Consider the following 26,783-nt stretch of genomic DNA (forward strand, 5'->3'; position numbering starts at 1 on the left):
GTGCACATGCGGCGGCGTGAAACGCGCCCCATGCTTTGAGCCTTACTAATATAGGAACTCTTTTCAAACGGGCCAGGCTTTTCTTGCCCGGCAGCGGGCGCGTTTCTCCTTGCCTTCGGCGCCGGCATGGCGTCATGCGCTTATGTGAATTTTGCGATACGGCCCTGTTGGAAATCGCATTTGGCAACCATACTCGCTTAACCAGGCGAAATCAGGCGGAGCCCTCCGCATGCGCCGAACAGGAGAAACGCCATGGAACGCTTGGCCGGAAAGGTCGCCATCGTCACCGGTGCCAGCGGCGGCATCGGATTCGCCACGGCGACGCTGTTTGCCGCCCAGGGCGCCAAGGTCGTCATCGGGGCGCGGCGCCAGGACGAACTGGACAAACTGGCCACGCAGATCCGCGCGGCCGGCGGCGACGCCACCGCGCTGGCTGGCGATGTGCGCGCGGAGAGCTATGCCGAGGCACTGGTCGCGCTGGCGGTCGAGCGCTACGGCAGGCTGGATGTCGCGTTCAACAACGCGGGCACGCTGGGCGAGTCCGGTCCCAGCACCGGTGTTTCCGAGGCGGGCTGGAATGACGCCATCGCGATCAACCTGACGGGTTCCTTCCTCGGCGCCAAGCACCAGATCGCGCAAATGCTCAAGAACGGCGGCGGCTCGGTCATCTTCACCTCGACGTTCGTCGGCTACAGCTTTGCGTTCCCCGGTGTGGCAGCCTACGCGGCAAGCAAATCGGGCCTGATCGGCCTGACCCAGGCGCTGGCCGCCGAGTTCGGGCCACAAGGGGTGCGTGTCAATGCGATACTGCCGGGGGCGGTGGACACCGACATGTACCGCAGCATGAACAGCACGGCGGAGTCCCAGGCCTTTATCACCAACCTCCACGCCCTCAAGCGCGTGGCCAGCGCGGACGAACTGGCCAGATCGGTGCTGTACCTGGCATCCGACGATTCAGCCTTCGTGACCGGTACCGCATCCCTGGTGGATGGTGGTGCATCGATCACCCGTACCTGAGCAAAGGCTCGAAAGCCACGACACCAGCAACGCGTTCCGATGCCCATCACTGCGCCACTCTCCTCCAAGCTTGCCCTGATCTCGGCCCAAGGATTCGCGTTCCGCGAAAGCCGCCAGCCGGACTACCGCTTCGAATGGCATACGCACGATTGCGCCATGCTGCTGTGGCCGCGCCTGGGCAAGCTCAAGAGTGCGTGGATGGCGCCAGGCCATGATTCCGATCGCGCCCCTGGCCTCGCGGACTCCCGCGCCGCAAGGCTGGTCCGGGGTTCGGCCGTCTTGCTTCCCGTTTGTGCCGCGCACCTCACCGTCTCGGACTCGGGCCGCCAACAACACGGGGAGCTGTACCTGCCGCCCGACAGCCTGCGCGAGTGCCGGCATTTCGGGGCCCTCCGTCTGGACGGCGCCACCATCGCCATGCTGGATGCCCTGCTGGCGCCGACCCTCACCACGGCCAGCGCCGCGCTATTGGTGCGCGCGATCGTTGCGCAAGTGCTATCGAGCCGGCCGCTGGCCTTGCCGCCAGCGCCCATCTCCATCGGGAGCAGGATGGTGCAGTGCTTCATGCTGGCATTGGAATACGAGGCCGCGCTCCCCGCCGTGGAAACGGTGGCTTGCGAGCTCGGCGTCTCAACGCGCCAGCTTCAACGCGCCGCGCAGGAGGAGTTCGGCGCCAGTCCCGTCAGCATCCGGCGCAGGCTGCTGGCAGCGCACGCCAGGGCATTGCTGAGCGAGGGGCATTCACTGGCCCGGGTCAGCGAGCGGCTTGGATTCGCTACCAGCGGGCACCTCTCCAGGCTACTGCGGACGGCCGGCGAGCAAACCCGTTAGCCAGCCGTCCGACAACGCGTTTAGCCGGCCAGCGCCCACGCATCGATCTCGATTTCGATCCAGGCATGGCTCGGCAGGCTGGCCACGCCAACCGCGCTGCGGGCAGGCAGCAACTGGCCGGGAAACGCCACGCACAGCACGGCCGAGGCCGCGTCCAGCACCGCGGGATGGTGCGCGAAATCCGCCGATGCACGAATGAAGCCGCGCAAGCGCATCACTTGTGCCACCCGGTCCAGCTGGCCGCCGCAAGCATCCCGCAGCGCCGCCAGCGCATTCAGCATGGCCACTTCGGCGGCAAGGCGCGCGTCGGCCACGTCGTACTCGCCGTGGCATATGCCCGCGATGGCTATCCCATCTTGCCGGCACGTCTGGCCGCTGATGGCAATCCATCGCCCTTCCTGCCCGGACACCATGCAGGAAGGGGCATACATGCCGCGCGGCACGGGCGCGCTCGGCAATGCAAAGCCGGCGGCTGCCAGCCGGGCCTCCGGAGATGCATGGCTCACGGCGCCTCCCATTCCACGTTGCCGCTTAACCAGCAACCATCGCTCCCCCCTTCTGGCGAATACCGAGGGCTCACCTGGATCTCGGACGGGCAGCCCATGGCTTCGCCTTGCATGACGGTGACCGTTTGCGAGCCAGCACCGTCGCTGGCAAATGCGCCCGACGCAATCAGATGCCCCCAGAGCGCGGCCGCGGCGATGCCCGTCGCCGCGTCCTCCGGGTAGCCAGAGGATTTGGGGAACTGCCGGGCATGCACAACGTGCGGCGCCGTCGCATCCATCGCAAACGGATAGAGCCCCGTGGAACCGATCGACTCGCACAGCGCCGCCATCGCGTCGAAATCCGGCTGCAACCGGTTGAGCGCCGCCACATCCGGCAGTGCCACCAGGGTCTTGACCCGGCTGGTGGATGCGTTGGTCATGGCATAGTGCGCGGCGCCGGCCGGCAAACGAAGCACGTCGGCCACGCGCTGGCGCTCCGGCTCCGACAGCGCGCGGCGATTGACGGGCGGCTGCGAGATCCAGGCGCGCTGGTGCGCTTCATCCCACCGGGCGACGACCGGGCCGCTCAAGGTCTCCACCCATGCCGTGGGGCTGGTCCAGCGTTTCCATTGGCGCAGCGCCCAGAGCGTGCCGACGGTGGCGTGCCCGCACATTTCCATCTCGTGCTGCGGGACAAAGAAGCGCAGGCGCCAGTCGAATCGGCTATCGCTCGGCGGCAGGACAAAGGCGGATTCATGTCCGTGGCTGAGCGCCACCTGCTGCATGGCAGCGTCGGACATGCCGCGCGCATCGGCGACAAGGGGAACCGGGTTGCCGCCACGGGCCGCGTTCGCACCGCGCACAAACACGCGCATGACCGTGACCGCGCCGGGCGTAGTGGGCATGCTGATCGAGGCGGGCTTATTCAACGGTGGCCCCCACGGATCTGGCAATAGCGCCCCAGTACGGAATGTCCTTGTTCACCGTTGCCTGCATCTCGGCCGGCGTGCCCGGATGCGCGGTAACGCCCTTGGTGGCCAGGTCGCGGGCCACGTCGCGCTGCGAGAGCACCTTGTTCAGCGCCGCATTGAAGCGGCTGACGATGGCCAGCGGCGTGCCCTTGGGAAAGGCCACGCCATACCAGAGCTGCTGCTCGAAGTTGGCAATGCCCTGCCTGGCGAAGGTCGGCACGTCCGCCAGCAGCGGCGTAGGCGCGGTCGTCGCGATGGCCGTGATCTTCTGCGCTTTCACGTAAGGCGCCAGGCCGACCGGGTTATCGAACATCAACTGGACCTGCCCGCCCATCAGGTCGGTATAGGCCGGCGCCGCGCCGCGATACGGCACGTGGATCATGGGCACGTTCACCAGCTTGCTGAACTGCTCTCCCATCAGGTGGGAGACCGTGCCCACGCCAACCGAGCCGATCGTGGGCTGCCCGCCTGCCGCCTTCAGCTTCTCCAGCAGCCCCTTGACGTCCTTGGCCTGCAAGGACCGGTTGACTGCCAGCACATAGGGCGACGTGCCGATGAAACCCGCGTAGGCGAAGTCGCTGGCCGGGTCATACGCCAGCTTCGGGTACACGCTGACGCTGACCGCATGCGTGCTGGTGGTGACGACCCCGGCGGTGTAGCCATCCGGCGTGGCCCGCGCGACAAAGGTCGAGCCGATGGTGCCGCCGGCCCCGCTACGGTTGTCGATGACGACCGGCTGCCCGAGTTCCTTTTGCAGCAGCGGCTGGATCGACCGGATGACAAGGTCGGTGCCCCCGGCCGCCGGGAACGGGACGACCAGCGTGATGGGCCGGGCAGGCCAGCCCTGCGCAAAGGCCGTCCCGAAGCTCTGGGCGGCAAGGATGACGGCCAAAGCCCCGCAGGCTCCGTAAGACAGAAAAAGTCGATGGAAAGATCGACGGATAGATCGGTAAGGCAGTCGTGGCGCAGATGACATGGCGTTCTCCCTGGATGGAAGCAACGAGTCTATTGAGGCGCCCTGGGCGGGCCAAACCTGGATGCGACAAGCGGCAAGCCCAAATGCGACACGCCACCCCGTGTTCCCCGCCCTCGCCTCAACCCGCCGAACTGGCGGGAAGCACCGAGACACGGACGCTGGTAATGCCCAGCGGCTCGCGCCCGGCAGCATCCGCTGCGACCGTCCACGCCTTCAGCGTCTCGGCGACCGACTGCAACAGCGCCGCCCCCGTAGTGGACGCTTGGTCCAGCCCCAGCAACACCTCGAACGACGCGCTGCGCTCGCCCGCCACCTGCAGCCGCGCATCCAGGTCGCCCAGCAAGGCGTAGACGGCATTGGCCAGCAGTTGCACAAAGCCGCGCTGGAGGCCAAGCGGCTGGTACGGCGGGCGAATCCACGACTCGACCAGCGTGACGAAGATCACGCCGGTTTCGTCGGCATTGATCTCGAACGCGCAGTACCCGACCGGATCCAGGTCCCGCGCGAGGATCAGGCGGTAGAACAGGACCTGGCCGCAAACCTCATCGGTGTCCATGTCCATCTCGAATGCCTGGCCCGGCTCCCAATCCTCGCTGTCGAGGACTTCGCCAGCGGCCGGCTCGTCGCTGGCGTGCGCATCGAGATGGCTGCGCAGCGCAGCGAGCACCTCATCGCGCCCCGGCGCTTCCGGCGGTTCCGTATAGATGGCAAACCGCTCTGCCTCGCCCGCCTCGGCAAAGGCGGTGCCCATCAAGGGCGCGAGCTGCAAAGGCAGCGGCGCCTGCAGGGCTTGGCGGAGGGTGTCGGTATTGGTGGACGCGGTCATGGGCTTGATAGAGCTTGAGGGCTTAAGGGCTTTAGGGCTTGAGGGCCTGGGATCGAATGCGTGCCAGCGGCGCAGGCACAAAAAAGTCAGCGCCGAGTTTGCCACAGATATGGCACGGCGAAGCGCTCGGATGGGTGGGCGCCGCCTCAATCCGCAACGGGCCAGCAGCGCCTGTGCCACAATCGCCCGGCCGGATGCCGAAACACCCCGCAAAATATCCGCCGGCCCACAGAAAAAAGGAAGCCCCATGTCCTCCCGCCGTCAATTCCTGAAAACAATGCCGGTGGCCGTTGTCGCAAGCCTTGCCGCCGTCCCGGCCTGGCGTGGCGCTTACGCCGCCGCGCCCACGCTCGACGAGGCCGACCCGCAGGCGGTCAAGCTAGGCTACAAGGCGGATACCCGCAAGGTAGACCAGGCGAAATATCCCAGGCATGCCGCGAGCCAGACCTGCGCCAACTGCCAGCTGTTCCAGGAGGGCGCCAACCCGGCAACAGGCGGCTGCGTGCTGTTTGGCGACAAGCAGGTTGCTGCCGCGGGATGGTGCAGTGCGTGGGAACAGGGATAAAAGCCGAAGGTTGCGCGCTCAGTTGCCCGGAGCGTCCCGGGGCGAAGCCGGCTCCACACCCTGCGCCGGCGCTTCGCCGCGCTCCCGGTCCTGCGCATCCCACAATCGCCCGCGCGTGCGCGGGTCCACCGGCAGCCGCTGCTGCATGGCCGCCTTGGCCAGCATATGGGCGCTGATCGGCGCGGTGAGAAACAGGAAGGCGGTGACCAGCAACTCATGCAGGCTCAGGCCGTCGCCTTGGTTGCTGAAGAACACCACCGACGCCAGCACCACGCCGCCAACGCCAAGCGTGGTCGACTTGGTCGGGCCGTGCAGGCGCATGAAGAAATCCGGCAGCCGGACGAGGCCGATGGCGCCGACCAGGGTGAAGACACTGCCGATCAGCAGCAGCGCGCAGGTGGCGATTTCCGCGGCGGGGCTCATCGAATCCATGGGGTCTCCCGGTGCCGGTTACTTGAGTTCGATGATGTCGCCGCGCTGCAGGTACTTGGTCAGCGCGACGGTGCCGATAAAGCCCATCACCGCGATCAGCAGCGCAATCTCGAAGAACAGCGCCGAGCGCAGCCAGATGCCGAACACCACGATCAGCGCGATGGCATTGATATTGAGCGTATCGAGCGCCACGATGCGGTCGGGCAGGCCCGGGCCGCGCACCAGGCGGATAAAGGCCAGCAGGCAGGCAACGCCGAGGATCGCCAGCGAGATCGGTATTACGACGGCAAGCATTCGAATATCTCCCTTAACGGCGTCTCGTAGCGCGTCTTGATCAGCGCGATCAGCCTGGCTTCATCGTCAAGATCCAGCACATGCACCAGCAGGCGGCGGCGGTCGTCGCTGAGTTCGGCGCACAAGGTGCCAGGGCTGAGCGACACGATGCTGATCAGCGCGGCCAGCGCCAGCTCGTGCTCGACATCGATCGGCAGCTGGATAAAGGCCGGGCGCAGCCGGGATACCGGCCCCAGCACCAGGATGGCCACTTCCACATTGGCGACCACGATGTCGATGAGCACATGCACGAACAAGCGCAGCATCAGGTCGGGACGAGACAGCCGCACCGGCCGCAGCCAGAGCCGCGACCCGATCCGCAGCGAGAATGCCCAGCCGAGGAAGGCACCCAGCGCGCAGTTGCCAGGCGATGCGCTATCGGTCAGCAGCAGCCAGATCGCCAGCAGCGCCAGGCTGAGCCAAGGATGCGGGAACATGCGTTTCCACATGGTGTCAGCCTCCCCCGGACGGCAGCACCGCGCGCAGGTACGCGCCACGGTCGAACAACTGGGCAGACGTGTCGGCAAGATACTGGCTCAGCGGACGGGCACACACGACCAGCGCCAAGCTGCAGGCCAGCAGGAACGCGCAGCAGCCCAGTTTCCAGCCGTCGGGCGCAATGCGCTGGTAAGCGCCGTGGCGCTCCGGATCGTGATCCTGGGGCAGGCGCCACAACAGCCGCGTGCCCGTGCGGCTGACCGCAATCAGCAGCGCCAGGCTGGACAGCAGGATGCAAGGCCACAACACGGCCGCCGCCGGCAGCGAGGCACTGCGCATGACCATGACCTTGCCGATGAAGCCGGATAACGGCGGCAGGCCGATCGCCGCCACCGCCGCGACCAGGAACAGCAGGCCGGCCAGCCGCGAGCCACGGACCACCGCCACCGGCTCGCGCGCCGGGGCGGCAGGCGGCGCCGGCTCCAGCGCGTCCGCCAGCAGGAACAGCGCCGCCGTGCACAGCGTGGTGCTGAGCAGGTAATACAGCGCGCCCGCCCAGCTTTGCGCTGTCTGCATCGACACGCTGGCCGCCAGCAGCCCTACCGATGCCAGCACAAGGTAGCAGGTCAGCGATTTGAGGTTCGGGGCGGTCAGCGCGCCGAGGGCGCCGAACGCCATGGTGGCAAGGGCCATCCACCACACCCAGTCATGCAGGAACACGCCCAGCATGCCATCCGGTGCATCGAAAACCAGCGCGGCGCAGCGCAGGATGGCGTAGATGCCCACCTTGGTCATGATGGCGAACAGCGCCGCGGCCGAGCCCGTGGCGCTGGCGTAGGCCTTGGGCAGCCAGAAAACCATGGGAAACAGCGCGGCCTTGAGCGCGAAGACCAGCATCAGCATGACGCCCGCCGCCGTGGCCAGCGGCACATCGGCCGGCGCCAGCCCGGCCAGCCGCACGCCCATATGCGCCATGTTGAGCGTGCCGCTCAGCCCGTACAGCACGCCGATCGCAATCAGGAAGAATGCGGATCCCGCCAGGTTCAGCACGACATAGTGCAGCCCGGCGCCGGTGCGTGCCCGGCCACCGCCATGCAGCAGCAAGGCATAGGAGGCGATCAGCAGGATCTCGAAGAAGACGAAGAGATTGAACAGGTCGCCGGCGAGGAAGGCGCCGTTCAGCCCCATCAGCTGGAACTGGAACAGCGCGTGGAAATGCCGCCCGAGGCGCGCATCGCCCCGGCCCGCCGCCACCACGGCGGCGGCGCCCAGCACCGCGGTCAGCAACAGCATCAGGGCGCCCAGCCGGTCGAGCTGGAGCACGATGCCAAACGGCGCTGGCCAGTTCCCGATGTGATCGACCATGATGGCGCCCGTGGCCGCCACGCTGACCATGCACGCCGCAACCGGCAGCAACAGCAGCGTGACCGCGGTGCTCAGCGCGCGCTGGGCCCGGGCCCAGCGCGCCGGCGTGGCCACCAGCAGGCCGCCGGCAAACATCGGCAGCAGGATGGGCAGGAGAATCGACAGTTGGAGGCTGTGGGTCATTGGCTGCTCGCCCTGTCGGCGCCGTGCGTGCCGGGGGTGCCGGCCGCCGGCGGCTCGCCCTGCGCCGGGCCCGCTTCCCTGCCGTCCACATGATCGCTGCCCGTGATGCCGAGCGAGCGCAAGGCCAGCACCACCGCGAATGCCGTCATGGCAAAGCCGATGACGATGGCTGTCAGCACCAGGCCCTGCGGCAGCGGATCGGCATATTGCGCGCCCGTGGCGATGATCGGCGGGCGGCCGGTGGAGAGCCGCCCCATCCCCAGCAGGAACAGGCTCACGGCGTACGAGATCAGCGCCAGCCCCACCACCACGGAAAACGTGCGCGCACGCAGCAATAGGTAGATGCCACAGGCCATCAGGATGCCGACCGTGCCGGCGTAGACGGCTTCCATCAGTCCCCCTCCTTCGCATTGACATTGCCGCGGACATTGCCGTTGACATTGCCGCGCTTGTCGCGCACGCCGAGGTGCGACACGATCAGCAAGGTCGTGCCGACCACCGTGAAATAAACGCCAAGGTCAAACACCATGGCGGTCGCCAGTTCGATGTCTCCCAGCAACGGTATATGGAAATGGCCGAAGGCCGTGGTCAGGAACGGGAAGCCAAATGCCCAGCTGCCCAGGCCGGTCAGCCCCGCTACCAGGATGCCGCTACCGGCCAGCGCGCGATAGTTCAGCGTGATACGCGCCTCGGTCCACAGCACGCCGCTGGCCACGTACTGCAGCAGCAAGGCCACCGCCGTGATCAGCGCGGCGATAAAGCCGCCGCCCGGCAGATTGTGCCCGCGCAGCAGCACGAAGACCGCGACCAGCATGGTCAGCGGCAACATCAGCCGAGCCAGGATGGCGAGCAGCAAGGGATGGCTCTGGCTCGACCACGGCAGCCCGTTGGGCCCCGCTGGCGGCGCCGTCAGGCGCATGCCCTTGAGCAGCGCCTGCACCGCCAGGCCGGCGATCAGCAGCACGCAGATCTCGCCCATCGTATCGAAGCCGCGGAAGTCCACCAGGATCACGTTGACCACATTGTGGCCACCGCCGCCTTCCACGCTGTTGGCCAGGAAGAACGTGGAGATCGCGTCGTAAGGCCGGGTCATCACGGCGTAGGCCAGGATGGCCAGCAACGTGCCGCCGCCCAGCGCCAGGCCGCCGTCGCGCACATGCCGGCCCACCGATGACGAATCGGGCCGGCCGGCGGGCAGGAAGTACAAGGCCAGCACCAGCAGCAGGATCGTGACGATCTCGACCGAGACCTGCGTCAGCGCCAGGTCCGGCGCCGAGAAGCGCGTGAACAGCAACGCCACCAGCAAGCCGCACGCGCTCAGCAGCACCAGCGCGGTCAGCCGTTGCCGGTGGGCAATCACCACGCCGATCGCCGCCAGCCCCAGCAAACCCATCCCCGCCACGGTCAGGAGGTCGAGCGGGATCGCTGGCACCGGGCCAGCCAGCGTGTCCAGGTCGGACAGGAAGATGGCGGGAATCAGCAGCATGGCGGCCAGCATCCACGCCAGGTAGCCTTGCAGCGAGCCGGTCTCGAATGCGCCGGTGACGCGGCCGGCCATCCGCGCCAGGCCGTCGATGCCGGCCTCGAATGCATCGCGCGCGTTCAGGTGGGCAAAACGCGCGTGCGTTCGATGAAAAGCGTTGCGCCGCAAGAAGAACAGCACGCCGCCGCAGCCCATCGAGACCAGGCTCATCAACAAGGGCAGATTGACGCCATGCCACAGGCTGAGGCTGTATTCCGGCAGCGGCCCGCCCAGCGTGGCCAGGGCGGCAGTCGCCAGCAAGGGCCCCACCGTATACGCCGGGAACAGCCCGACCACAAGGCAGATGGCAACCAGCACCTCCACCGGGATCTTCATGGAGCGTGGCGGCTCATGCGGCGGATAGTTCGGCAGGTCGTCCGGCACGCCGCCGAAGAACACGCCGTAGATAAAGCGCAGCGAGTACGCCACCGTCAGCGCCCCGGCAAAGGTCGCCGCCGCCGGGATGATCCAGTTGAAATCGCCCAGCAGGCCCTGTGCGAGCGTCTCGCCGAAGAACATCTCCTTGCTCAGGAAGCCGTTGAACAGTGGCACCCCCGCCATCGAAAGCGACGCCACGATGGCCAGCAACGCCGTGTGCGGCATGTAGGGGCGCAGGCCCCGCAGCCGTTGCAGGTCGCGCGTGCCGGTTTCATGGTCGATGATGCCCGCCGCCATGAACAGCGACGCCTTGAACACCGCATGGTTGATGATGTGGAACAGCGCGGCCACCGTGCTCAGCTGCGTGTCCAGGCCGAACAGCAGCGTGATCAGGCCAAGATGGCTGATGGTGGAATACGCCAGCAGGCCTTTGAGGTCCCGCTGCAGCAAGGCCATGCCCGCGCCAAGCACCAGCGTGGCAAGGCCGGTGAGGCTGACCATGTAGAACCACCAGTTGGTGCCGTCCAGCACCGGATACAGCCGCGCCAGCAGGAAGACACCAGCCTTGACCATCGTGGCGGAATGCAGGTAGGCGGACACCGGCGTGGGCGCCGCCATCGCGTGCGGCAGCCAGAAACTGAAGGGAAATTGCGCGGACTTGGTAAACGCCGCCAGCAGGATCAGGCTCAGCATCACCGGATACAGCGGGTGGCGCTGCACGGTGCCGGCCTGCGCCAGCACCACGGAGAGCTCCATGCTGCCGCAGATATGCCCGAGCAATAGCACGCCGGCCAGCAACGCCAGCCCGCCCCCGCCGGTCACCGTCAGCGCCATGCGCGCGCCCTTGCGCGCATCGGAGCGATAGGACCAGAAGCCGATCAGCAGGAACGACACAATGCTGGTCATCTCCCAGAACACCGCCAGCAGCAGCAGGTTGCTGGACAGCACCACGCCCAGCATCGCCGCCATGAACAGCAGCAGCAAGGAGAAGAAACGTACGGTGGATTCGCTGCGCGGCAGGTAATAGCGCGCATAGAGGATGACCAGCAACCCGATGCCCAGCACCAGCAACGCAAACACGTAGGCCAGGCCGTCCAGCCGCAGGCTGAGGCTTAGCCCGATGTCCTCGAGCCAGGGCTGGCGCCAGGCAATGGCGCGGCCCTCGAACACCGCGCTGCGCACGCTGAGCAGCAAGCCAAGGCCAATCAGCGGCGTGCCCACCACGATGGGCGCGGCCAGGAAGCGCGCGTGACGCCGCACCGGCAACAACAGCAACGCTGCCAGCAAGGGAAGCGCGATCAACCAGGCCATCACCATCGGCGGGCTCCGCAGGCGCGCCGCGTGCTGCCGGCGACGGGGGCGTCAATGAGGTTCAAGGGGTTTTCGAGGGCGTTCAATGTGTCGGCGTCCTGGGAAGCTCCGTGGCGTTCATGGGCATGCCAGCGCATGATCTCACGCGCGGGGCCGCCGGTGAACCCATGGCGATGGATTTCATGGGCGACCGGCGCAAGCACCAAAAACCGTCATCTCACGACCCCATCTTATGAGAATTGAACACGGGACGCGGCAGCGCAACCATGCCATCGGCGACCGCACGCCCGGGCAGCGCTTCGAGCCGGATGCCGGATGGCAGGCTGGTCATCGATGTCCCGCACGCGCTAGCGCGAAGCCATCAATAGCAGCCCCGCAATGCCAAGCCCGACCGCTGCCAGCGCATCCCCTGCGATCAGCCCGCCACCCACCAGCGATGTCGTGCTCATGTCCTCGGGCAAGGCATCCGGCGCGTCCTCGGGCTTGCGCAAGCTGTTGAGCACGCTGGCCACGACGCCGCCCAGCGCAAACCACGCCGAGGTGGGCAAGTTGACAAATCCGCCAAAGGACGAGGCATAGGGCGACGGCAGCACCACCGTATCCAGCAGGAAATCGGCAACGCCGCCACCCCTTCCCGCCTGGGCAAAGCGCTGGTAGCGCGGCCACGACTTGACCAGCAGGCGCAGCGCCGCGATGGCCAGCCCAAGGACGATGCCCAGCGCAACCGCCGTGCGCTGGTGCGGCAAGTCGTTGGTCAGGCCGCGCAACGCGCCGACGATCTTGTAAGTCATGGCCGAAGCCCAGTGCTGGGGCTGCGCACCGGCCGAGAGCACAGTCTGGTCGAGCGCCAGCGCCGGATACGCCCGCATGAACAGCCTGGCGAACAACACCGCCAGCACCGCGCCGGCAACGATGCCCGCCACCTGGAAGCGAAACTGCACGGTGCGGTTGGTGCCGAGCCGCCAGCCGGTGGAGCGGTCTTGCTGCATGTCGCACGCCTCGCTGGTCGACACCAGCAGCACCGCCGCCGCGATCAGCCCCACGTGCGGGTCGCGCAAACCCAGCGCGGCCATCAGGATGACGGACAGCACGAAGGCGGAAGAAATCGGGTTCTGGTCGACCATGCCCACCGAGATGCCGTTGACCATGGCGAACACGAACACCAGCAGCACCGCCAGCACCATGTAGCCCGCGGGCTGATGCAGCAGGCCCACGCCCACCGCCACCACCGCGAGCCCCCAGAACAGCACCCACGCCACCATCCGCCACGGGCTGCCGCCACCTGCCGCCGCGGAAGGCCCGCGCCGTATCCCGCCGGGCAGCTGCCGGCCATGCCGGTACACCTTGAGCAGGATCAGCGAGATATCGAGCAGCGCGGCGCCCATGATCATGCCGAGCGCAATCAGGAACGTGATCTTGCGAAAGGGGTCGCCCGGCGCCAGCCAGCCGATGGAGACAAAGAAGGGGATCAGCGCCCGGCCCGCCAGCCCGGCAACAAGCGCCGCCACGCCGATGCGGGCCCCGACGATCATGCCCGCGCCAAAGGTGGAGGCGGACAAATCGATCGCGGCAAGCCGCTCCACGCGGGCCGCACCGATGCCGCTGACGATGCCCAGCACCGTCCCCCCGGCCAGCCGCGACACCGACTGCCGGAGCAGCACCGGATCCGTCAGGGCGCGCAGGATGTTGGCCACCGCCAGCCCGGAGGGAAACGTGAGTTGCAGCCGGTCGACCAGGATCGGCGTATACAACATGCCCACGCCCACGCCGAACATGCCCACGCAAAGCATGTACAGCATCAACTGCCAGATCGGCGGCTCGGGCAAGCCCATCCAGGTCATGGCCTGGACCACCACGGCCATGCCGCTCATGCCGGCGACCGATGCGGCAATGGTCTGGATATAGTTCGCGCCATGGCGGCCGTCCGCGCCATAGCCGTAGGTCACCGTGGAGCCGAGGATGCCCGCCAGCACCTGCCCGCCGACAAAGAAGCCGAGCGAGAAATTCATGTACGCCGCGGCGATCCCGCCCAGCGGGCCGAGGACAAGGACCCCGATGGCGCCGAGCAGCGCATAGTATTTCCAGCCGCCCTGCTCTGGCAGCCATGCCCAACGCCGGCCGCTGGCGGCAATGGCACCAAGCCTCTCGGCGTGTGCCGGCGAGGTAGCATCTTGCGGTGGCCTGCCGACTGCCGTCATTGGCTTCCCCATGCGCGCTAGCCGCATCGGTGGCTGCTGGATCGAAGGAAAACGAAAAAAGGCCCGCGCGGCGAGGACAATGCTGCCGGCGCTGGGCAGATGCTACCGCAAGCGGCGCACCGCGGGCACGGCGTGCGTGCGCAAGGGCACGCTGGGACTCTGGCACTCAGGAACGGTAAGGCACGGCAAGGCGGAGGCGCAAAAAAAACCGGACACGAGGCGTGTCCGGTAACCCATTTGCTGACTCAGATCGTGTCACTAATCCGAGTACTCAAATGATAACGATTATCATTTGAGTACTCAAGGATGAAACGCATACGCAGCCGCTGGAAGCCCTCAGGCCGCCACCGCCATGCGCCGTGCCTGGCCCGCGCGATGGCGACCGAACCGGAGCATGGTGGCGCCAGCCATCACCGCCGGTATCCCCACCATCAGGAACAACGCCGGCATGGTCAGGCCCATGGACAACATGGTGCCGCCCCCGACCGAGCCAACCACCGAGCCCATCCGCCCGACGCCATTGGCCCAGCTCACGCCGGTGGCGCGGCAATCGGTGGGATAGTAGGCCGCCGACAAGGCATTGGCGCCTACTTGCGAGCCGGAGATGCAAAAGCCGGCGGCGAATACAGCCACCCCGGCCAGCCATGGCGCCGTGGTCAGGCTGCCGATGGCGGTGATGAACACACCTGCCAGCGCGTAGCTTGCGGCCAGCACATAGTGCGGGTTGGCCCGGTCCATCAGCCAGCCCAGCACGATGGCGCCGAGGGTGCCGCCCACCTGGAACATCATGGTGACCAGGGCCGCCGTCTTGAGCGAGATCCCGGTCGCCCGCAGCAATGTGGGCAGCCAGCTGGACAGCAGGTAGATCACCAGCAAGCTCATGAAGAAGGTCAGCCACAGCAGCAGGGTCCCGCGCACCAGTTCGGGCTTGAACAAGTGCGCAACCGGCGAGCCGGGCGCGCGCTTGTCCGCCACCACGATGCTGCCAGGCGCGACACGCTCGCGCGGCGCGATCCGCTCCAGGATGGCCGCCACCTTGTCCGGGTGCTTGCCGCTCAGCACCAGGTAGCGGACCGACTCAGGCAGCTTCCAGACCAGGAGCGGCAGCAGCAGCAACGGCAGCACGCCGCCCAGCAGCAGCACGGCGCGCCAGCCGTGCTCCTCGATCAGGTTCGCCGAGGCCAGCCCGCCGAGGGCCGAGCCAATCGTGAAGCCGCAGAACATGGTCGTAACCAGGAAGGAGCGGCGCTTGGCCGGGCAATACTCGGAGGTCAGCGTGATGGTATTGGGCATGGCGCCGCCCAACCCCAGACCGGTCAGGAAACGCAGCGCCACCAGCCCCCACAGCGAGCCGGAGAACGCGGAGGCCAGGCTCGCGATGCCAAAGAACAGCACGCAGAAAAGCAGCACGTTCTTGCGGCCGAAGCGGTCGGCCAGCGGGCCGAACAGGAAGGCGCCAGCCATCAGGCCGGTGAGCCCGGCGCCAAACAACGGCGCCAGGTGCGCCGGCGTGAGCTCCCATTCGGCGCGGATCGCGGGTGCGATAAAGCCAATCGCGGCGGTATCAAATCCGTCGATGGCGACGATCAAAAAACAAAGCGCGACAATCGTGACCTGGAAGGCCGATAGCGGCTGGCGATCGATGAATTCGGTGATGCCGATAGATGGTTGCGTGGGCACAGCGGTCTCCTGCATTGTGTTTCGAAGCGGCCGATTTGCGATCGGCTCGCCGTTTTTTGGCGGCTCTTTGGCCGCTCTTTGCTTCTTTTGGCGAATTTCTGCCAATTTTGGCCACTTTGGGTTACTTCGGGCCGGTGCCCCCTATCGCGCCCCGCCCAGGCAGTCTTCCGCGCGCCAGCCGTGCAGCCATTGCAGCGCGTCGTAGAACTGATCCTGCGTGCGTCCGACCCACAGCGAATTGCGCACCAGCCGCTCCACGCCCTTGGCGTGATACAGCCGGCCCATCTCGCGGGCGGAGTACAGCACGCGCGCGGTGCGCGGGATGCGCGCCTTCTCGTACAGGGCAAAGGCCACCACGAAATCGCCGTCGGTCTCGGCCACGGCCGCGCCCAGTGTCACGGCATCTTCCAGCGCCTGGCAGGCACCCTGCGCGAGGTACTGCGTCATGGGGTGGGCGGCATCGCCCAGGATGGTGGCGCGGCCAAAGCTCCATTGCTCCACCGGGTCGCGGTCCGCGGTGGCCCAGCGCCGCCAGGAGGTGGGCCGGTCCAACATCTGGTGCGGGCGGGCGTGGATGCCCTCGAAGTACGACAGCACTTCTTCCTTGCTGCCATCGCGCACGCCCCAGACTTCTTGCTCGCGGCTATGGAAGGTCACCACCAGGTTGTACTGCTCGCCGCCGCGCAGCGGGTAGTGCACCAGATGGCAGTTGGGGCCGGCCCACACCACCGGCGCATTGATCTGCAGGTCGGCCGGCATGTCGGCCACATCCACCACGGCGCGGTACACCACGTGGCCGGTCACGCGTGGCTCGTCACCGAGCAAGGCCTGGCGCACGGTGGATTTCACGCCGTCGCAGCCGATCACGGCATCGCCCTGGTGGCGTTCGCCGTGCTGGTCGATCACCGTCACGCCGCGCTCGTCCTGCTCCAGCGCGCACACCGTGGTGGCGGTGCGGAACTGAATCAGCGGGTGATCCCGCACGGCTTCCAGGATGGACAGGTGGATGTCGGCGCGATGGATCACCGCGTAGGGGTTGCCAAAGCGCTGGCGATAGCGCTCGCCGACATCCACCTTGGCGACTTCGGTGGCGTCGATCGCGTCCATCATCACCAGGTAGTCGGTGAAAACGGAGCGCTTGCGCGCGGCTTCGCCCACACCCAGCGCATCCAGCGCGGCAAAGGCGTTGGCGCCAAGCTGGATGCCGGCGCCGATTTCACCGATCTGGGCCGCCTGTTCGAGCAATTCAACGCGGATGCCCTGCCGGGCGAGCGCCAGTGCGGCGGCCAGGCCGCCGATGCCGCCGCCGACCACGATCACCTTGCGGTCCGTGCTGCGCGTGTTGTTCATGTTCGTCTCCTTGGGTGCGCACCCGGTGGCCATCCGGCCCCGGGGTGCCCTGTAGCGTTGGTTAGCGCGCCGTGTAGTCCGGCTGCCGCTGAGGTTCTGCCTGCTGGAAGGCCGGGTGCTCGCAGGCATGGCGGTAGACCGCCATGGCGCGCTCGAAGCGTTCGGTACGGCAGCCCATGCGCTGCGCATTGGCGATCTGCGGCACCAGGCAGCAGTCGGCCAGCGTGGGCTGGTCGCCGAAACACCACGGGCCGCGCCCGTACTGCGCCAGCAGCCGCTCCACCGCGCCCAGCCCTTCGTCCACCCAATGCTGGTACCAGGCGTCCTTTTGCTCCGGCGTCACGCCCAGCGTGTCCTGCAGGTAGCGCAGGATGCGCAGGTTGTTGACCGGATGGATATCGCAGGCAATCACATTGGCCAGCTCCAGCACCCGCGCGCGCAGCTCCGCCGCTTGCGGGATCAGCCGCGGCTCGGGATGGCGGGCGTCGAGGTAGTCGATGATCGCCATCGACTGGCCCAGGTGGAAGTCGCCATCCACCAGCGCCGGCACCACCGCCGAGGGGTTGATGGCCGCCACATAGTCCGGGACGCGATGCTCGCCCACGCGGATATTGACCGGCTGGTAGTCGTACGGCAGGCCCTTGAGCGCCAGCGCGATGCGCACGCGGTACGACGTGGAGCTGTTGAAGAAACTATAGATCTGCACGGTGAAGCCCTCTTTCTCGAAATCCCGGAATCTCGACGCCGTCAGGCCACACGTACCGACAGCTCGCCGAGGCGCTCCACGCCGGCGACCATCAGGTCACCCGGCTTGACGGCCCCGACGCCTTCCGGCGTACCGGTGTAGATCAGGTCGCCCGGTTCCAGGCGGAAGTACTTGGACAGGTCCGCCACGGTCTCGGCCACCGACCAGATCAGGTGCGTGACGTCGCTACGCTGCTTGTCGGCGCCGTTGACGGTCAGCCAGATCGCGGCCTGCTCGAAATGCCCCACATCGCGAGCCGGATGGATCGGGCCGATCGGCGCCGAGGCGTCGAAGGCCTTGCCGATTTCCCACGGGCGGCCCATCTCGCGCATCTTCATCTGCAGGTCGCGGCGGGTCATGTCCAGGCCCACGGCATAGCCCCAGACGTGTTCCAGTGCCTGTTCCAGCGGAATATCCGAGCCGCCCTTGCCGATGGCGGCGACCAGCTCGGATTCATAGTGGTAGTTGCTGGTCTGGGCCGGGTACGGCAGCGTCAGGGTCTCGCCGTAGGCGACCGGGATCACGGCATCGGCCGGCTTGCAGAAGAAGAACGGCGGCTCGCGGTCCGGATCGAAGCCCATCTCGCGGGCATGCGCGGCGTAGTTGCGGCCCACGCAGTAGACGCGGCGCACGGGAAACTGGTCGCTGGTGCCAACGACCGGCAGGGCCACGGCGGCGGGAGGGGTAATGACGAAAGACATGGAAGACCTCAGGCAAGAAGCAAGGAAATGGGAAAAGGCAGCAAGGGCAGCAAAAGCGGCAAGGGAACCGGGCCGGATCAGGTGCGCTCTTCGCGCAGCAGGTTGAGCGCGGACAGCACCGGGCGGTCGGAATAGCTGAACAGCACAGTGTCCTCGACCGAAGCCAGTTGCACCGGCTGCCAGGACGGCGCCACGAAGGTGTCGCGCGGCTCGAACTGGAACTGCGCCTCGCCGATGCGCACGGTGCCGCGCCCTTCCACCACGGAATAGACGGTGGCGTCGGTGCTGCGATACGTTTTGCCCTGGAAACCGGCGGGAAGGTATTGCATAAAGGTAGCCATGGTCGGCATCGGCCAGCCGCCGGTGGCCGGGTTCACATAGCGCAGCTTCACGCCGTCCCAGGCATCGAGCTCGCCGTTGCGGTAGAGCTGGTCCAGCGCCTCGCGGCTGCGGGCATAGGGGTAGCTGAAGATTGGCGAGGTGGGATCGGTGACGCGGTGGCGCACCGGCAGCATGTTGTGGCCGAAGCGGGCAAAGCTGTCACCTTCGGGACGCAGCACCGGCTGCGAGGCTTCGGGGTAGTTCTCCGCAAAGCCGGCATCCAGGTGCTGCAGCAGCGGGATATCCAGCCCGTCGAGCCAAACCACCGGCTCGCCGCCCTGCGCCACGGACGGGTTGCCGTGGTCATGCCAGGTCCACGACGGCGTGATGATGAAATCGCCCGGATGCATGGTGGTGCGCTCGCCGTTGACGGCGGTCCAGGCACCACGGCCTTCCACGATAAAGCGCAGCGCGGACTGGGTATGGCGATGGCTGGGGGCAATCTCGCCGGGCAGGATCAGCTGCAAGCCGGCGTACAGCGTGGAGGTGATGCTGGACTTGCCGGGCAGGCCGGGATTTTCCAGCACCAGCACGCGGCGCACGGCTTCTTCCGCGCTGATGACCTCGCCCGCCTGCATCACCAGCGGGCGGATCTCGGCGTATTTCCAGATCGCCGGCTGCGCTTGCGGGCGGGGCTCGCGCGGGACCAGCGCGTGCAGCGATTCCCACAGGGGCGCCATCTGGTTGCGGCCGATGCGGCTGTAATAAGCGGAACGGTCGGTGCTCTTCTTTGCGTCTGGCATGGCCTTGTCTCCGATTCATCGCCCGGTCGGGGCGTTGAGCAGCCGCTGTGGGCTGCGGGGTGCGATGGAAGATTTATACGCCCGGAGATATACCTTGTAAAATGACAAATTCCTCTTATCCATATGGATATGGATATATCTCAAAGGGAATACCCTGATGGATTGGACCCAGCGGCTCCGGCTGCGCAACCTGCAGATGCTGCTTAGCCTGGCGCAGACCGGAAACATGAGCCAGACGGCCGCGGCGCTCAGCACCACGCAGCCCGCCTTGTCGAAATGGCTCAAGGAACTCGAAGACGACATCGGCTTGCCGCTGTTCGAGCGCCATGCGCGCGGCCTGCGCCCCACGCCCTATGGCGAATCGATGATTGCCCATGCCAGGCGCATCGAGGCGCACCTGGATACCGCCCGCGACGACATGCAGGCGATGCGCGAAGGCGGCAGCGGCCTGGTGGTGATCGGCACCTCCGGCGCGTCGGCTGCCGATACCGTGCCGCTAGCCGTCACCTCGCTCTTGCAGCGCCTGCCGAAAGCCCATGTCCGGCTGGTGGAAAGCACCATGAACCTGCTGATGGCGCAGTTGGCCCGGGGCGAGGTCGATATCGTGGTGGGCCGCTCCGCGCCGGAACTGCAGGACGGGCAGATGCGCGCCGAGGCGCTCTACATGGAGCCGATCCACTTCGTCACGCGCCCGCGGCATCCGCTGTTTGAGCTGGCCGAACCGGGCTGGGCCGACCTGCAGGCGTACCGGTGGATCGTGTGGCCACGCGGCACGCCCATCCGCAACACGCTGGAGTCGGCGCTGAACGCGGCTGGCCAGGGCATGCCGGCCGATTGCGTGGAGTCGAACTCGGTCATCCTCAACCTGACCTTGCTCAACCACAGCAATATGATCGGCGTGGCCTCGCACCGGACCGCGCGGCGCCTGGAGCACCTTGGCGCCCTGCGCATCCTGCCGCTGCGGCTGGCGGGCTTTGGCTCGGTATCCATGTACTGGCGCGACGACGGCTTTGGCCGTATCGCGGTCAGCGCCGCGCTGGACGCCCTGCGGCGCGCGGCGGTGCGATCGGTCGACGAAACGCCCGACGACACGCACGGCTGACGCCGGCCAGCGCGGCTTACCGGCAAGCCGCCAGCTGCCAGTCCCCGTCTTGCCACGCCAGCCTATGAGTCAACCCCAGCGCGTCGAGGAAACGCCGGTCGTGCGACGCCACCAGGATGGCGCCGGGATAGGCGCTCAAGGCCTGCTCCAGCGCGCGCACCGAATCCAGGTCGAGGTGATTGGTGGGCTCGTCGAGCAAGAGCATTTGGGCGGGCTGCGCGGCCCATAAGGCGCAGGCAAGGGCTGCCTTCAGGCGCTCGCCCCCGCTCAATACGCCGGAAGGCTGCCGCACCAGCGCCGCGCCCAGCCCGAGCAACGACAAATGGCTGCGCAGCACGCCCTCCGGCAAGGGGCTGTCCAGTTCGCGCAGCCGCTCCAGCACGGACATCGCCGGCGGCAGCAGGGTCGCCGCCTGCTGATCGAGCCAGGCTTTGGGAATGCCTGCCGCGCAGGTCCCGGAAACCGGGTCCTCGACGCTGGCCAGCAATTTGAGCAACGTCGTCTTGCCGCAGCCGTTCGGCCCGGTCACGGCAACGCGCACCGGCCCCGAGAGCGTCAGGTTGAGCGGCTTTGCGCCGGCCGGAAACGGCAGGATCACGTCTTGCACGTGCACCACGCGCTTGCCCGCGGCAACCACCGCGCCGGGCAGCATCAGCGCCACCGGCGGGCCTGGCTCGATGCGCTGCGCGGCTTGCTGCACGGCATCGTCCAGCGTCGCCCGGGTTTCCTGCTGGCGCCGCTGCTCGCGCCCGGAATGCCCCTGCGCACCGTCCTTCAGCCGGCCGAGGTAGATGCCGGGCAGGTTGGCCATCTTGCCCGCGCGGTCGTTGCGCGCGGCGCGGCGCTGATGGGCATCGTGCTGGCGCCGCAAGTCGCGCAAGGCCGAGTTGCGGCTGGTACGCGCGTGCTCCAGCGCGGCTTGCGCGGCAGTGGCTTCGGCGTCGCGCTGCGCCGCATACAGCTTGTAGTTGCCGCCGTAGTGGCGCAAGCCATCCGGCGTCAGCGCGGCGATGTGGTCCATGTCTTCCAGCAATTCGCGGTCATGGCTGACCACCACCAGGCCGCCACGCCATTGCCGCAACTGAGCGCGCAGCCATTGCCTGGCGGCGAGGTCGAGGTGATTGCTGGGCTCATCGAGCACCAGTCCATCTGCCCGGGAAAGAAAGGCCCCCACCAGCGCCACGCGCGTGAGTTCGCCACCGCTAAGGCTGGCAGCGAGCCGCTCCGGCTCCAGATGCCCCAGGCCAGCCGCCTCGCAGGCCAGCCGCAGCTGGTCGCGCAGGTCCCACCGCCCTTCCAGCAGGTCGAAATCCGTGCCCTCCGGCTCGCCCCGCTCCACCCGGGCGAGCGCATCGAAAGCGGGCGTCAGGCCCGCGACGTCCGCCAGCGTCGCGTCTGGTGCCAAGCTGCCGTCTTGCGGCACATAGGCAACGGTGGCATGCCTGACGATGCGCCCGGCATCCGGAGTAACCAGGCCCGCCAGCACCTTTGCCAGCACGCTCTTGCCGGTGCCATTGCGGCCAACCAGGCCGATGCGCTGGGGCTGGAAGGTGTCGCTCAGGTCGTCCAGCAGCACCCGCCCGTCGGGCAGCGCCACGGTGACGTGGCGCAGGGAAATCCAGAACGCCGGCGGCGAACCTGAGTGGGAATCTATGGAGGTGGGACCAGAATTGCCGCCGGACGGCGGCGCGGAGAAAACCGCGAACGGCATCGATAGGAAGTCAGCCATGCAAGCTCCAGACAAGACAGGTAGCGCGCCTGGAACCCGAGGCCTCACGAAGACTCACGAGAACTCAACAAGGGCTCAACAAGCGCGAACAGGTTTGAAGTGGGCTTACAGGTTCATTTTGCGTTGACTCCGGTGGATACGGATGGTGTGACCGGTCAGGCCCCTGCCGAGTTCCGCTCAGTTTGTATAGCCCGCGGCGGGCGAGTATTGCGGCGCGTTCGCCAGGCTCACGCCCGCCCGTCGCTCGCTTCGTATCGGGAGGAACCTGTCATCCGGCCGCCCGCCGGCTCGACAGATGCCGCCCGGCATCCGGCGCGAGCCGGACATACCCGATCAACGACACCAGCGTCAGCACGCCCGCGAAGAGAAACGCCCAGCGAAAATCGCCGAGCGTGAAGTGCGGCACGTCGCTGGCCTCGCCGCGCAGCGATGCGGCAATCCTCAGCGACAGCGAGCCAAACGCGATGCCAAGGCCGATCGACATCTGCTGGGCAGCATTCCATAGCGTATTGGCGCTGCTCATCTGGTTTTGCGGGATATCGGCGTAGGCCAGCGTGGCAAGCGTGGAGAACTGCATCGAGCGCGTCACCCCGTAGATAAACACCACGAACAGCACGATGGCGAGCGGCGTCTCGGGCGTGAGCAACCCGCACGCGACGATGAACACGCTGGCGAAAGCCACGTCGACGATCGCGGTGGCGCGAAAGCCGTAGTGTTGCAGCACGCGCGTGGTCAATGCCTTCATGCCGAGGTTGCCGAGCGCGCTGGCGAGCAGCAACAGCCCGGAGCGGAACGCGGACAGCCCGAAGCCAACCTGGAACAGCAGCGGCATCAGGTATGGCACCGCCCCGATGCCGATACGGGTGACGGACCCGGTGATCACCGTGACCGAGAACGTCGGCACGCGCAGCGTCGTGAAATCGAGCAGCGGATGCTCGCGTCCCGCCGCATGGCGCACGGCAAGCACGCCCAGGGCCAGGCCGGCGGCCACGAAAGCGCCCGCCGTTGCCAGGCTGGAGCCTTGCTGGCTGGCCAGTTCCGTGCCGTACAGCACGAAGGTGAGCGTCGCGCCACTGAGCAGGAAGCCAACGATATCAAGTGGCTTGGGCTCGCTCGCGCGTTCGTTGCGGATCATCATGAAGGTGGCGATCAGCGCGGCAATGCCGAATGGCACGTTCAGCAGGAAGATCCAGCGCCAGGAGGCGTAGGTGGTGATGAACCCGCCGATGGGCGGCCCCACCACGGGCGCCACGATGGCCGGCCAGGTGATGGTGGAAATGGCCTTGATCAATTGGCGCTTATCCGTGTTGCGCACCACGATCAGCCGCCCGACCGGCACCATCATCGCGCCGCCAATGCCCTGCAGCACGCGCGCCGCGGTGAACGCGAACAACCCGTTCGATGCGCCGCACAGCACCGAGGCCACCGTGAAAACAACGATCGCCCCGCCGAACACCGTCCTTGACCCGAAGCGATCGGCGATCCAGCCACTGATCGGGATAAACACCGCCAGCGCCAGCATATAGGCCGTCATGCCCAGGCTCAGATCATTCGGCCCGACCCCGAACGAGCGCGCCATCTGCGGCAACGCCGTGGCGAGCACGGTGGTATCGAGGTACTCCATGAAGAAGGTAGCCGCGACGAGATAAGGCAGGAATCTCATCGACGATGACTGGGTTTGCGTGTGGTCCATGGAGCGGCGGGTGCGGGGGATGCGGGTCTGCGCGGCGAAGCGGGCGGACCGCCTTTTTGCCACCGGAAAGCCATTTCAAGCCAGGATGGCAATCATACCGGGCATCGGCAAAGGACGTTCGCCCCCGCCCGGCCCACGCTTTGGTCAGTCCACCGTGGCGCCCGTATCGCGCACGATCTTCCCGAGCTTGGTGGTTTCGCTGCGGATCAGCATGCCGAAGGCTTCCGGCGTGCCGCCCACCACCGGTGTGCCGATGGCTTCCCAGCGCTTGCGGAACTCCGGATCGGCAAAGATCGTGTTGATGGTGCTGTTGAGCTTGAGCACGATCTCGCGCGGCGTCGCTGCCGGCACGGCAATGCCATGCCAGGCAACGAACTCAAACCCCGGCAGGCCGGCTTCCGCCAGCGTGGGCACGTCCGGCAAGGCCGGCACGCGCGCCTTGGTGGTGACCGCCAGCGGCCGCAGCTTGCCACCCTTGATGTACGGCAGCGAGCTGGCCAGGATATCGAACATGACGGGCACCTGGGCACCCAGCACATCGTTGAGCGCCGGGCCAGCGCCCTTGTAGCCGATATGCTGCATCTTGGTGCCGGCTGCGGTATTGAAGAGCTCGCCGACCAGGTGCTGCGGCGTGCCGTTGCCCGCGGACGCGAAGCTGTAGTCGCCCGGCTTGCTGCTGGCCGCGGCAATCAATGCCTTCACGTCCTTGAGCGGGCTGGACGGATGCACTTCCAGCACAAGCGGGAACGCGGATATCTGGATCACCGGCGCGAGGTCTTTCTGCGGGTTGAACGGCAAGCCCTTGTACAGCGTGGGGTTGACGGCCATCGGCCCGCTTGCCGCGAGCAGGATGGTGTAGCCGTCGGGCGCGGACTTGGCGACCGCGTCGGTGCCGATATTGCCGCCGGCGCCGGCGCGGTTTTCCACCACCACCGGAATATTGAAGCGCGCCTGCAAGCTGGCCTGCAGCAGCCGCGCCATCAGGTCGGTCGGGCCGCCCGGCGGATATGGCACCACGAAACGGATTGGCTTGGCCGGATAGGCATCGGCGGCGAGCGCCGCGCCCTGCATGTCGATGATGCCGGTGATGCCGGCGGCCAGCATGGCTGCACAGGCAACAGCCCGTTTATTTTCCATCTTTGTCTCCCCTCGCTTAGGTCAGGTCCGATGCCTTCGCTTCTTTTACGCAGGAGAGCGCGCACAACCTTGGGTTCAGCCGCGCGCCGCGTCCTGGTGAGCGCGAGTATATGGGGCTGCCTTCATGGCGGGAATCCGCATTTACCGATCTATTGATCGCGGCGCCAGATCAATGCAGGCGCAATACGAAAGCGCGGCCGCCGTCATGCCGCGCCTGCGCGCGCCGGGTCCTCAGCCTGGCGCTGCGGCACGCGCACCGGGTCGACATGGGTCATCACATTGAGCACGTCCTGAATCTGCATGGCGGCGAGGCGCGCCTCCACCGCAATACGGTGCCCCGCCTCGACCGTCATGGCGCCATCGATCTCCAGGTGCACATCGACCAGGATCGCGTCGCCCATCTTGCGGGTCTTCAGGTCATGCAGGCCCAGCACGCCGGGCGTGGCCAGCATGGCCTGGCGAATCGCCTCGATGCTCTGCGCATCCACGGCACGGTCCATCAGGTCATGCAGGGCGTCCCAGGAGAACTTCCAGCCCATCCTGGTCACCATCAGGCCGACCACCAGGGCGGCCACAGGGTCGAGCATGTGGTAGCCAAGCAGGTTGCCGCCGATGCCCACGGCAACCACCAGCGACGATGCCGCGTCCGAGCGCGCATGCCATGCGTTGGCAACCAGCATGCTGGAGCGCACGCGCTCGGCCACGGCAAGCATGTAGCGGAACAACGATTCCTTTGCCGCCAGCGCGCCCAATGCCACCCACAGCGCGACCCCCTTGACCGGCTGGATCAACTCGGGATGCTCCAGCTTTTGCACAGCCGACCACAGCATGCCGACGCCGACCGCGAGCAGCAGCAGGCCGATCGCTAGCGAAGCGGCGGTCTCGAAACGCTGGTGGCCGTATTGGTGGTCGGCATCCGCGCCTTTGCGGCTATGGTGGCTGGCAAACAGCACGACAAAGTCCGAGACCAGGTCGGAAAGCGAGTGAATGGCATCCGCGATCAACGCCTGGGAGCCTGCCGCCACGCCCGCCACCAACTGCATGCAGGTCAGCAGGATATTCACGGCCACGCTCACCCAGGTGCTGCGCCGCGCCGCCCGGGCCCTGGCCGGCGTTTCTACCTCGGCCTCGTCAATGACCTCATCAGATTGCATCGATGGATAACTCCTGTTGCCCGGCAAACGTCCGGCTACCGTCTGGCTACCGTCCGATTCATGCCCAATTAGCGCCCGGTGAATGCCTTGCCGGGTAAAGCGCGGCCGCGTCCGAGCCATTCCAGCCACTCGAACAGCGCCATTCCGGCCAGCATGGCCAGCACAAAGACTGCGCCTTGCCATGCGCCCGCGCCCAGCAGCACCAGCGCCGGCCCCGGGCAGATCCCCGCCAGCCCCCAGCCCACACCGAACAACAGGCTACCACCAAGCAAGCGCCGGTCAATCCGGCGCGACACCGGCAGCTGCATGGGCAAGTCCAGCAGCGAGACGGCACGCCGCCGGGCGATGCCGAACGCCACCACGCCCACCGCGATCGCGCCGCCCATCACCAGCGCCAGCGAGGGATCCCAGCGCCCGGCAAGGTCGAGGAATCCGAGCACCTTCTCTGGATTGGCCATGCCGGCCAGGATCAGCCCGAGGCCAAACACCAGGCCAGAGGCCAGCGAGATCAGCAAGGAAGAAAGACGGTTCATGTCG

The 26,783-nt window shown here is 67.0% G+C and carries 25 protein-coding genes; 4 read left to right on the plus strand and 21 right to left on the minus strand.

Features of this window, described 5'->3' with window-relative positions; all coding sequences use genetic code 11:
- Positions 1 to 252: 252 nt before the first annotated feature.
- Positions 253 to 1,017, plus strand: a complete 765-nt coding sequence (locus tag ACX12D_RS25560) for an SDR family oxidoreductase (protein WP_459376249.1) — start codon at positions 253 to 255, stop codon at positions 1,015 to 1,017.
- A 39-nt stretch (positions 1,018 to 1,056) separates the two neighbouring features.
- Complete coding sequence (locus ACX12D_RS25565; protein WP_459376250.1) at positions 1,057 to 1,848, plus strand: helix-turn-helix domain-containing protein; 792 nt, start codon at positions 1,057 to 1,059, stop codon at positions 1,846 to 1,848.
- A gap of 20 nt (positions 1,849 to 1,868) precedes the next feature.
- On the opposite strand, the gene ACX12D_RS25570 is transcribed toward ACX12D_RS25565, so the two are convergent.
- From ACX12D_RS25570 to ACX12D_RS25585, 4 genes are all read right to left on the minus strand, one after another.
- Positions 1,869 to 2,354, minus strand: coding sequence for a RidA family protein (locus ACX12D_RS25570; protein WP_459376251.1), 486 nt, complete (start codon positions 2,352 to 2,354; stop codon positions 1,869 to 1,871).
- A complete protein-coding gene (locus tag ACX12D_RS25575; RefSeq protein ID WP_459376252.1) occupies positions 2,351 to 3,238 on the minus strand; it encodes a PhzF family phenazine biosynthesis protein in 888 nt (295 codons plus the stop codon). The genes ACX12D_RS25570 and ACX12D_RS25575 overlap by 4 nt, the downstream gene beginning before the upstream one ends.
- 16 nt (positions 3,239 to 3,254) lie before the next feature.
- Complete coding sequence (locus tag ACX12D_RS25580) at positions 3,255 to 4,196, minus strand: Bug family tripartite tricarboxylate transporter substrate binding protein (RefSeq protein WP_459376253.1); 942 nt, start codon at positions 4,194 to 4,196, stop codon at positions 3,255 to 3,257.
- 202 nt (positions 4,197 to 4,398) lie between these two features.
- Positions 4,399 to 5,106 (minus strand): hypothetical protein, encoded by a 708-nt coding sequence (locus ACX12D_RS25585; protein ID WP_459376254.1) that lies wholly within the window; start codon positions 5,104 to 5,106, stop codon positions 4,399 to 4,401.
- Between the two features lie 247 nt (positions 5,107 to 5,353).
- On the opposite strand from ACX12D_RS25585, the gene ACX12D_RS25590 reads away from it, so the two are divergent.
- Positions 5,354 to 5,671, plus strand: coding sequence for a high-potential iron-sulfur protein (locus tag ACX12D_RS25590; protein WP_459376256.1), 318 nt, complete (start codon positions 5,354 to 5,356; stop codon positions 5,669 to 5,671).
- 18 nt (positions 5,672 to 5,689) lie between these two features.
- On the opposite strand, the gene ACX12D_RS25595 is transcribed toward ACX12D_RS25590, so the two are convergent.
- The 12 genes from ACX12D_RS25595 to gtdA all read right to left on the minus strand — a co-directional run bounded on the left by ACX12D_RS25595 (position 5,690) and on the right by gtdA (position 19,431).
- Positions 5,690 to 6,094, minus strand: a complete 405-nt coding sequence (locus ACX12D_RS25595) for a Na+/H+ antiporter subunit G (RefSeq protein WP_459376518.1) — start codon at positions 6,092 to 6,094, stop codon at positions 5,690 to 5,692.
- A 27-nt stretch (positions 6,095 to 6,121) separates the two neighbouring features.
- Complete coding sequence (locus tag ACX12D_RS25600; RefSeq protein ID WP_441631606.1) at positions 6,122 to 6,397, minus strand: K+/H+ antiporter subunit F; 276 nt, start codon at positions 6,395 to 6,397, stop codon at positions 6,122 to 6,124.
- Complete coding sequence (locus ACX12D_RS25605; protein WP_459376257.1) at positions 6,382 to 6,885, minus strand: Na+/H+ antiporter subunit E; 504 nt, start codon at positions 6,883 to 6,885, stop codon at positions 6,382 to 6,384. The genes ACX12D_RS25600 and ACX12D_RS25605 overlap by 16 nt, the downstream gene beginning before the upstream one ends.
- A gap of 4 nt (positions 6,886 to 6,889) precedes the next feature.
- Positions 6,890 to 8,422, minus strand: coding sequence for a monovalent cation/H+ antiporter subunit D (locus ACX12D_RS25610; RefSeq protein WP_459376258.1), 1,533 nt, complete (start codon positions 8,420 to 8,422; stop codon positions 6,890 to 6,892).
- Complete coding sequence (locus tag ACX12D_RS25615) at positions 8,419 to 8,814, minus strand: Na+/H+ antiporter subunit C (RefSeq protein WP_459376259.1); 396 nt, start codon at positions 8,812 to 8,814, stop codon at positions 8,419 to 8,421. The genes ACX12D_RS25610 and ACX12D_RS25615 overlap by 4 nt, the downstream gene beginning before the upstream one ends.
- The gene (locus ACX12D_RS25620; protein ID WP_459376260.1) at positions 8,814 to 11,639 is read right to left on the minus strand and encodes a monovalent cation/H+ antiporter subunit A; all 2,826 of its coding nucleotides are present in this window, start codon (positions 11,637 to 11,639) and stop codon (positions 8,814 to 8,816) included. The genes ACX12D_RS25615 and ACX12D_RS25620 overlap by 1 nt, the downstream gene beginning before the upstream one ends.
- Positions 11,640 to 11,980: 341 nt before the next feature.
- A complete protein-coding gene (locus ACX12D_RS25625; RefSeq protein ID WP_459376261.1) occupies positions 11,981 to 13,831 on the minus strand; it encodes an OPT/YSL family transporter in 1,851 nt (616 codons plus the stop codon).
- A gap of 336 nt (positions 13,832 to 14,167) precedes the next feature.
- A complete protein-coding gene (locus tag ACX12D_RS25630) occupies positions 14,168 to 15,511 on the minus strand; it encodes an aromatic acid/H+ symport family MFS transporter (RefSeq protein ID WP_459376262.1) in 1,344 nt (447 codons plus the stop codon).
- 141 nt (positions 15,512 to 15,652) lie between these two features.
- On the minus strand, positions 15,653 to 16,861 hold the full coding sequence (locus ACX12D_RS25635) for a 3-hydroxybenzoate 6-monooxygenase (protein WP_459376263.1): 1,209 nt from the start codon (positions 16,859 to 16,861) through the stop codon (positions 15,653 to 15,655).
- Positions 16,862 to 16,922: 61 nt separating this feature from the next.
- Positions 16,923 to 17,567 carry a maleylacetoacetate isomerase gene (gene maiA, locus ACX12D_RS25640; RefSeq protein ID WP_459376264.1) on the minus strand — a complete coding sequence of 215 codons (645 nt, stop codon included), beginning with the start codon at positions 17,565 to 17,567 and terminating at the stop codon, positions 16,923 to 16,925.
- A 41-nt stretch (positions 17,568 to 17,608) separates the two neighbouring features.
- On the minus strand, positions 17,609 to 18,307 hold the full coding sequence (locus ACX12D_RS25645) for a fumarylacetoacetate hydrolase family protein (protein WP_459376265.1): 699 nt from the start codon (positions 18,305 to 18,307) through the stop codon (positions 17,609 to 17,611).
- A gap of 77 nt (positions 18,308 to 18,384) precedes the next feature.
- A complete protein-coding gene (gtdA, locus tag ACX12D_RS25650) occupies positions 18,385 to 19,431 on the minus strand; it encodes a gentisate 1,2-dioxygenase (protein WP_459376266.1) in 1,047 nt (348 codons plus the stop codon).
- A 157-nt stretch (positions 19,432 to 19,588) separates the two neighbouring features.
- Between gtdA and ACX12D_RS25655 the strand changes: the two genes are divergently transcribed.
- On the plus strand, positions 19,589 to 20,533 hold the full coding sequence (locus tag ACX12D_RS25655; protein WP_459376267.1) for a LysR substrate-binding domain-containing protein: 945 nt from the start codon (positions 19,589 to 19,591) through the stop codon (positions 20,531 to 20,533).
- A gap of 16 nt (positions 20,534 to 20,549) precedes the next feature.
- Here the strand turns inward: ACX12D_RS25655 and ACX12D_RS25660 are convergent, their stop codons facing one another.
- The 5 genes from ACX12D_RS25660 to ACX12D_RS25680 all read right to left on the minus strand — a co-directional run bounded on the left by ACX12D_RS25660 (position 20,550) and on the right by ACX12D_RS25680 (position 26,779).
- Positions 20,550 to 22,262 (minus strand): ABC-F family ATP-binding cassette domain-containing protein, encoded by a 1,713-nt coding sequence (locus ACX12D_RS25660; RefSeq protein ID WP_459376268.1) that lies wholly within the window; start codon positions 22,260 to 22,262, stop codon positions 20,550 to 20,552.
- 268 nt (positions 22,263 to 22,530) lie between these two features.
- Positions 22,531 to 23,955, minus strand: coding sequence for a DHA2 family efflux MFS transporter permease subunit (locus tag ACX12D_RS25665; protein WP_459376269.1), 1,425 nt, complete (start codon positions 23,953 to 23,955; stop codon positions 22,531 to 22,533).
- 144 nt (positions 23,956 to 24,099) lie between these two features.
- The gene (locus ACX12D_RS25670; RefSeq protein ID WP_459376519.1) at positions 24,100 to 25,059 is read right to left on the minus strand and encodes a Bug family tripartite tricarboxylate transporter substrate binding protein; all 960 of its coding nucleotides are present in this window, start codon (positions 25,057 to 25,059) and stop codon (positions 24,100 to 24,102) included.
- A gap of 236 nt (positions 25,060 to 25,295) precedes the next feature.
- Positions 25,296 to 26,246: a cation diffusion facilitator family transporter gene (locus tag ACX12D_RS25675; RefSeq protein ID WP_459376271.1), complete on the minus strand. Its 951-nt coding sequence runs from the start codon at positions 26,244 to 26,246 to the stop codon at positions 25,296 to 25,298.
- Positions 26,247 to 26,314: 68 nt separating this feature from the next.
- Complete coding sequence (locus ACX12D_RS25680; RefSeq protein WP_459376272.1) at positions 26,315 to 26,779, minus strand: DUF6691 family protein; 465 nt, start codon at positions 26,777 to 26,779, stop codon at positions 26,315 to 26,317.
- Positions 26,780 to 26,783: the final 4 nt, after the last annotated feature.

The organism is Cupriavidus sp. PET2-C1, from assembly GCF_054515855.1.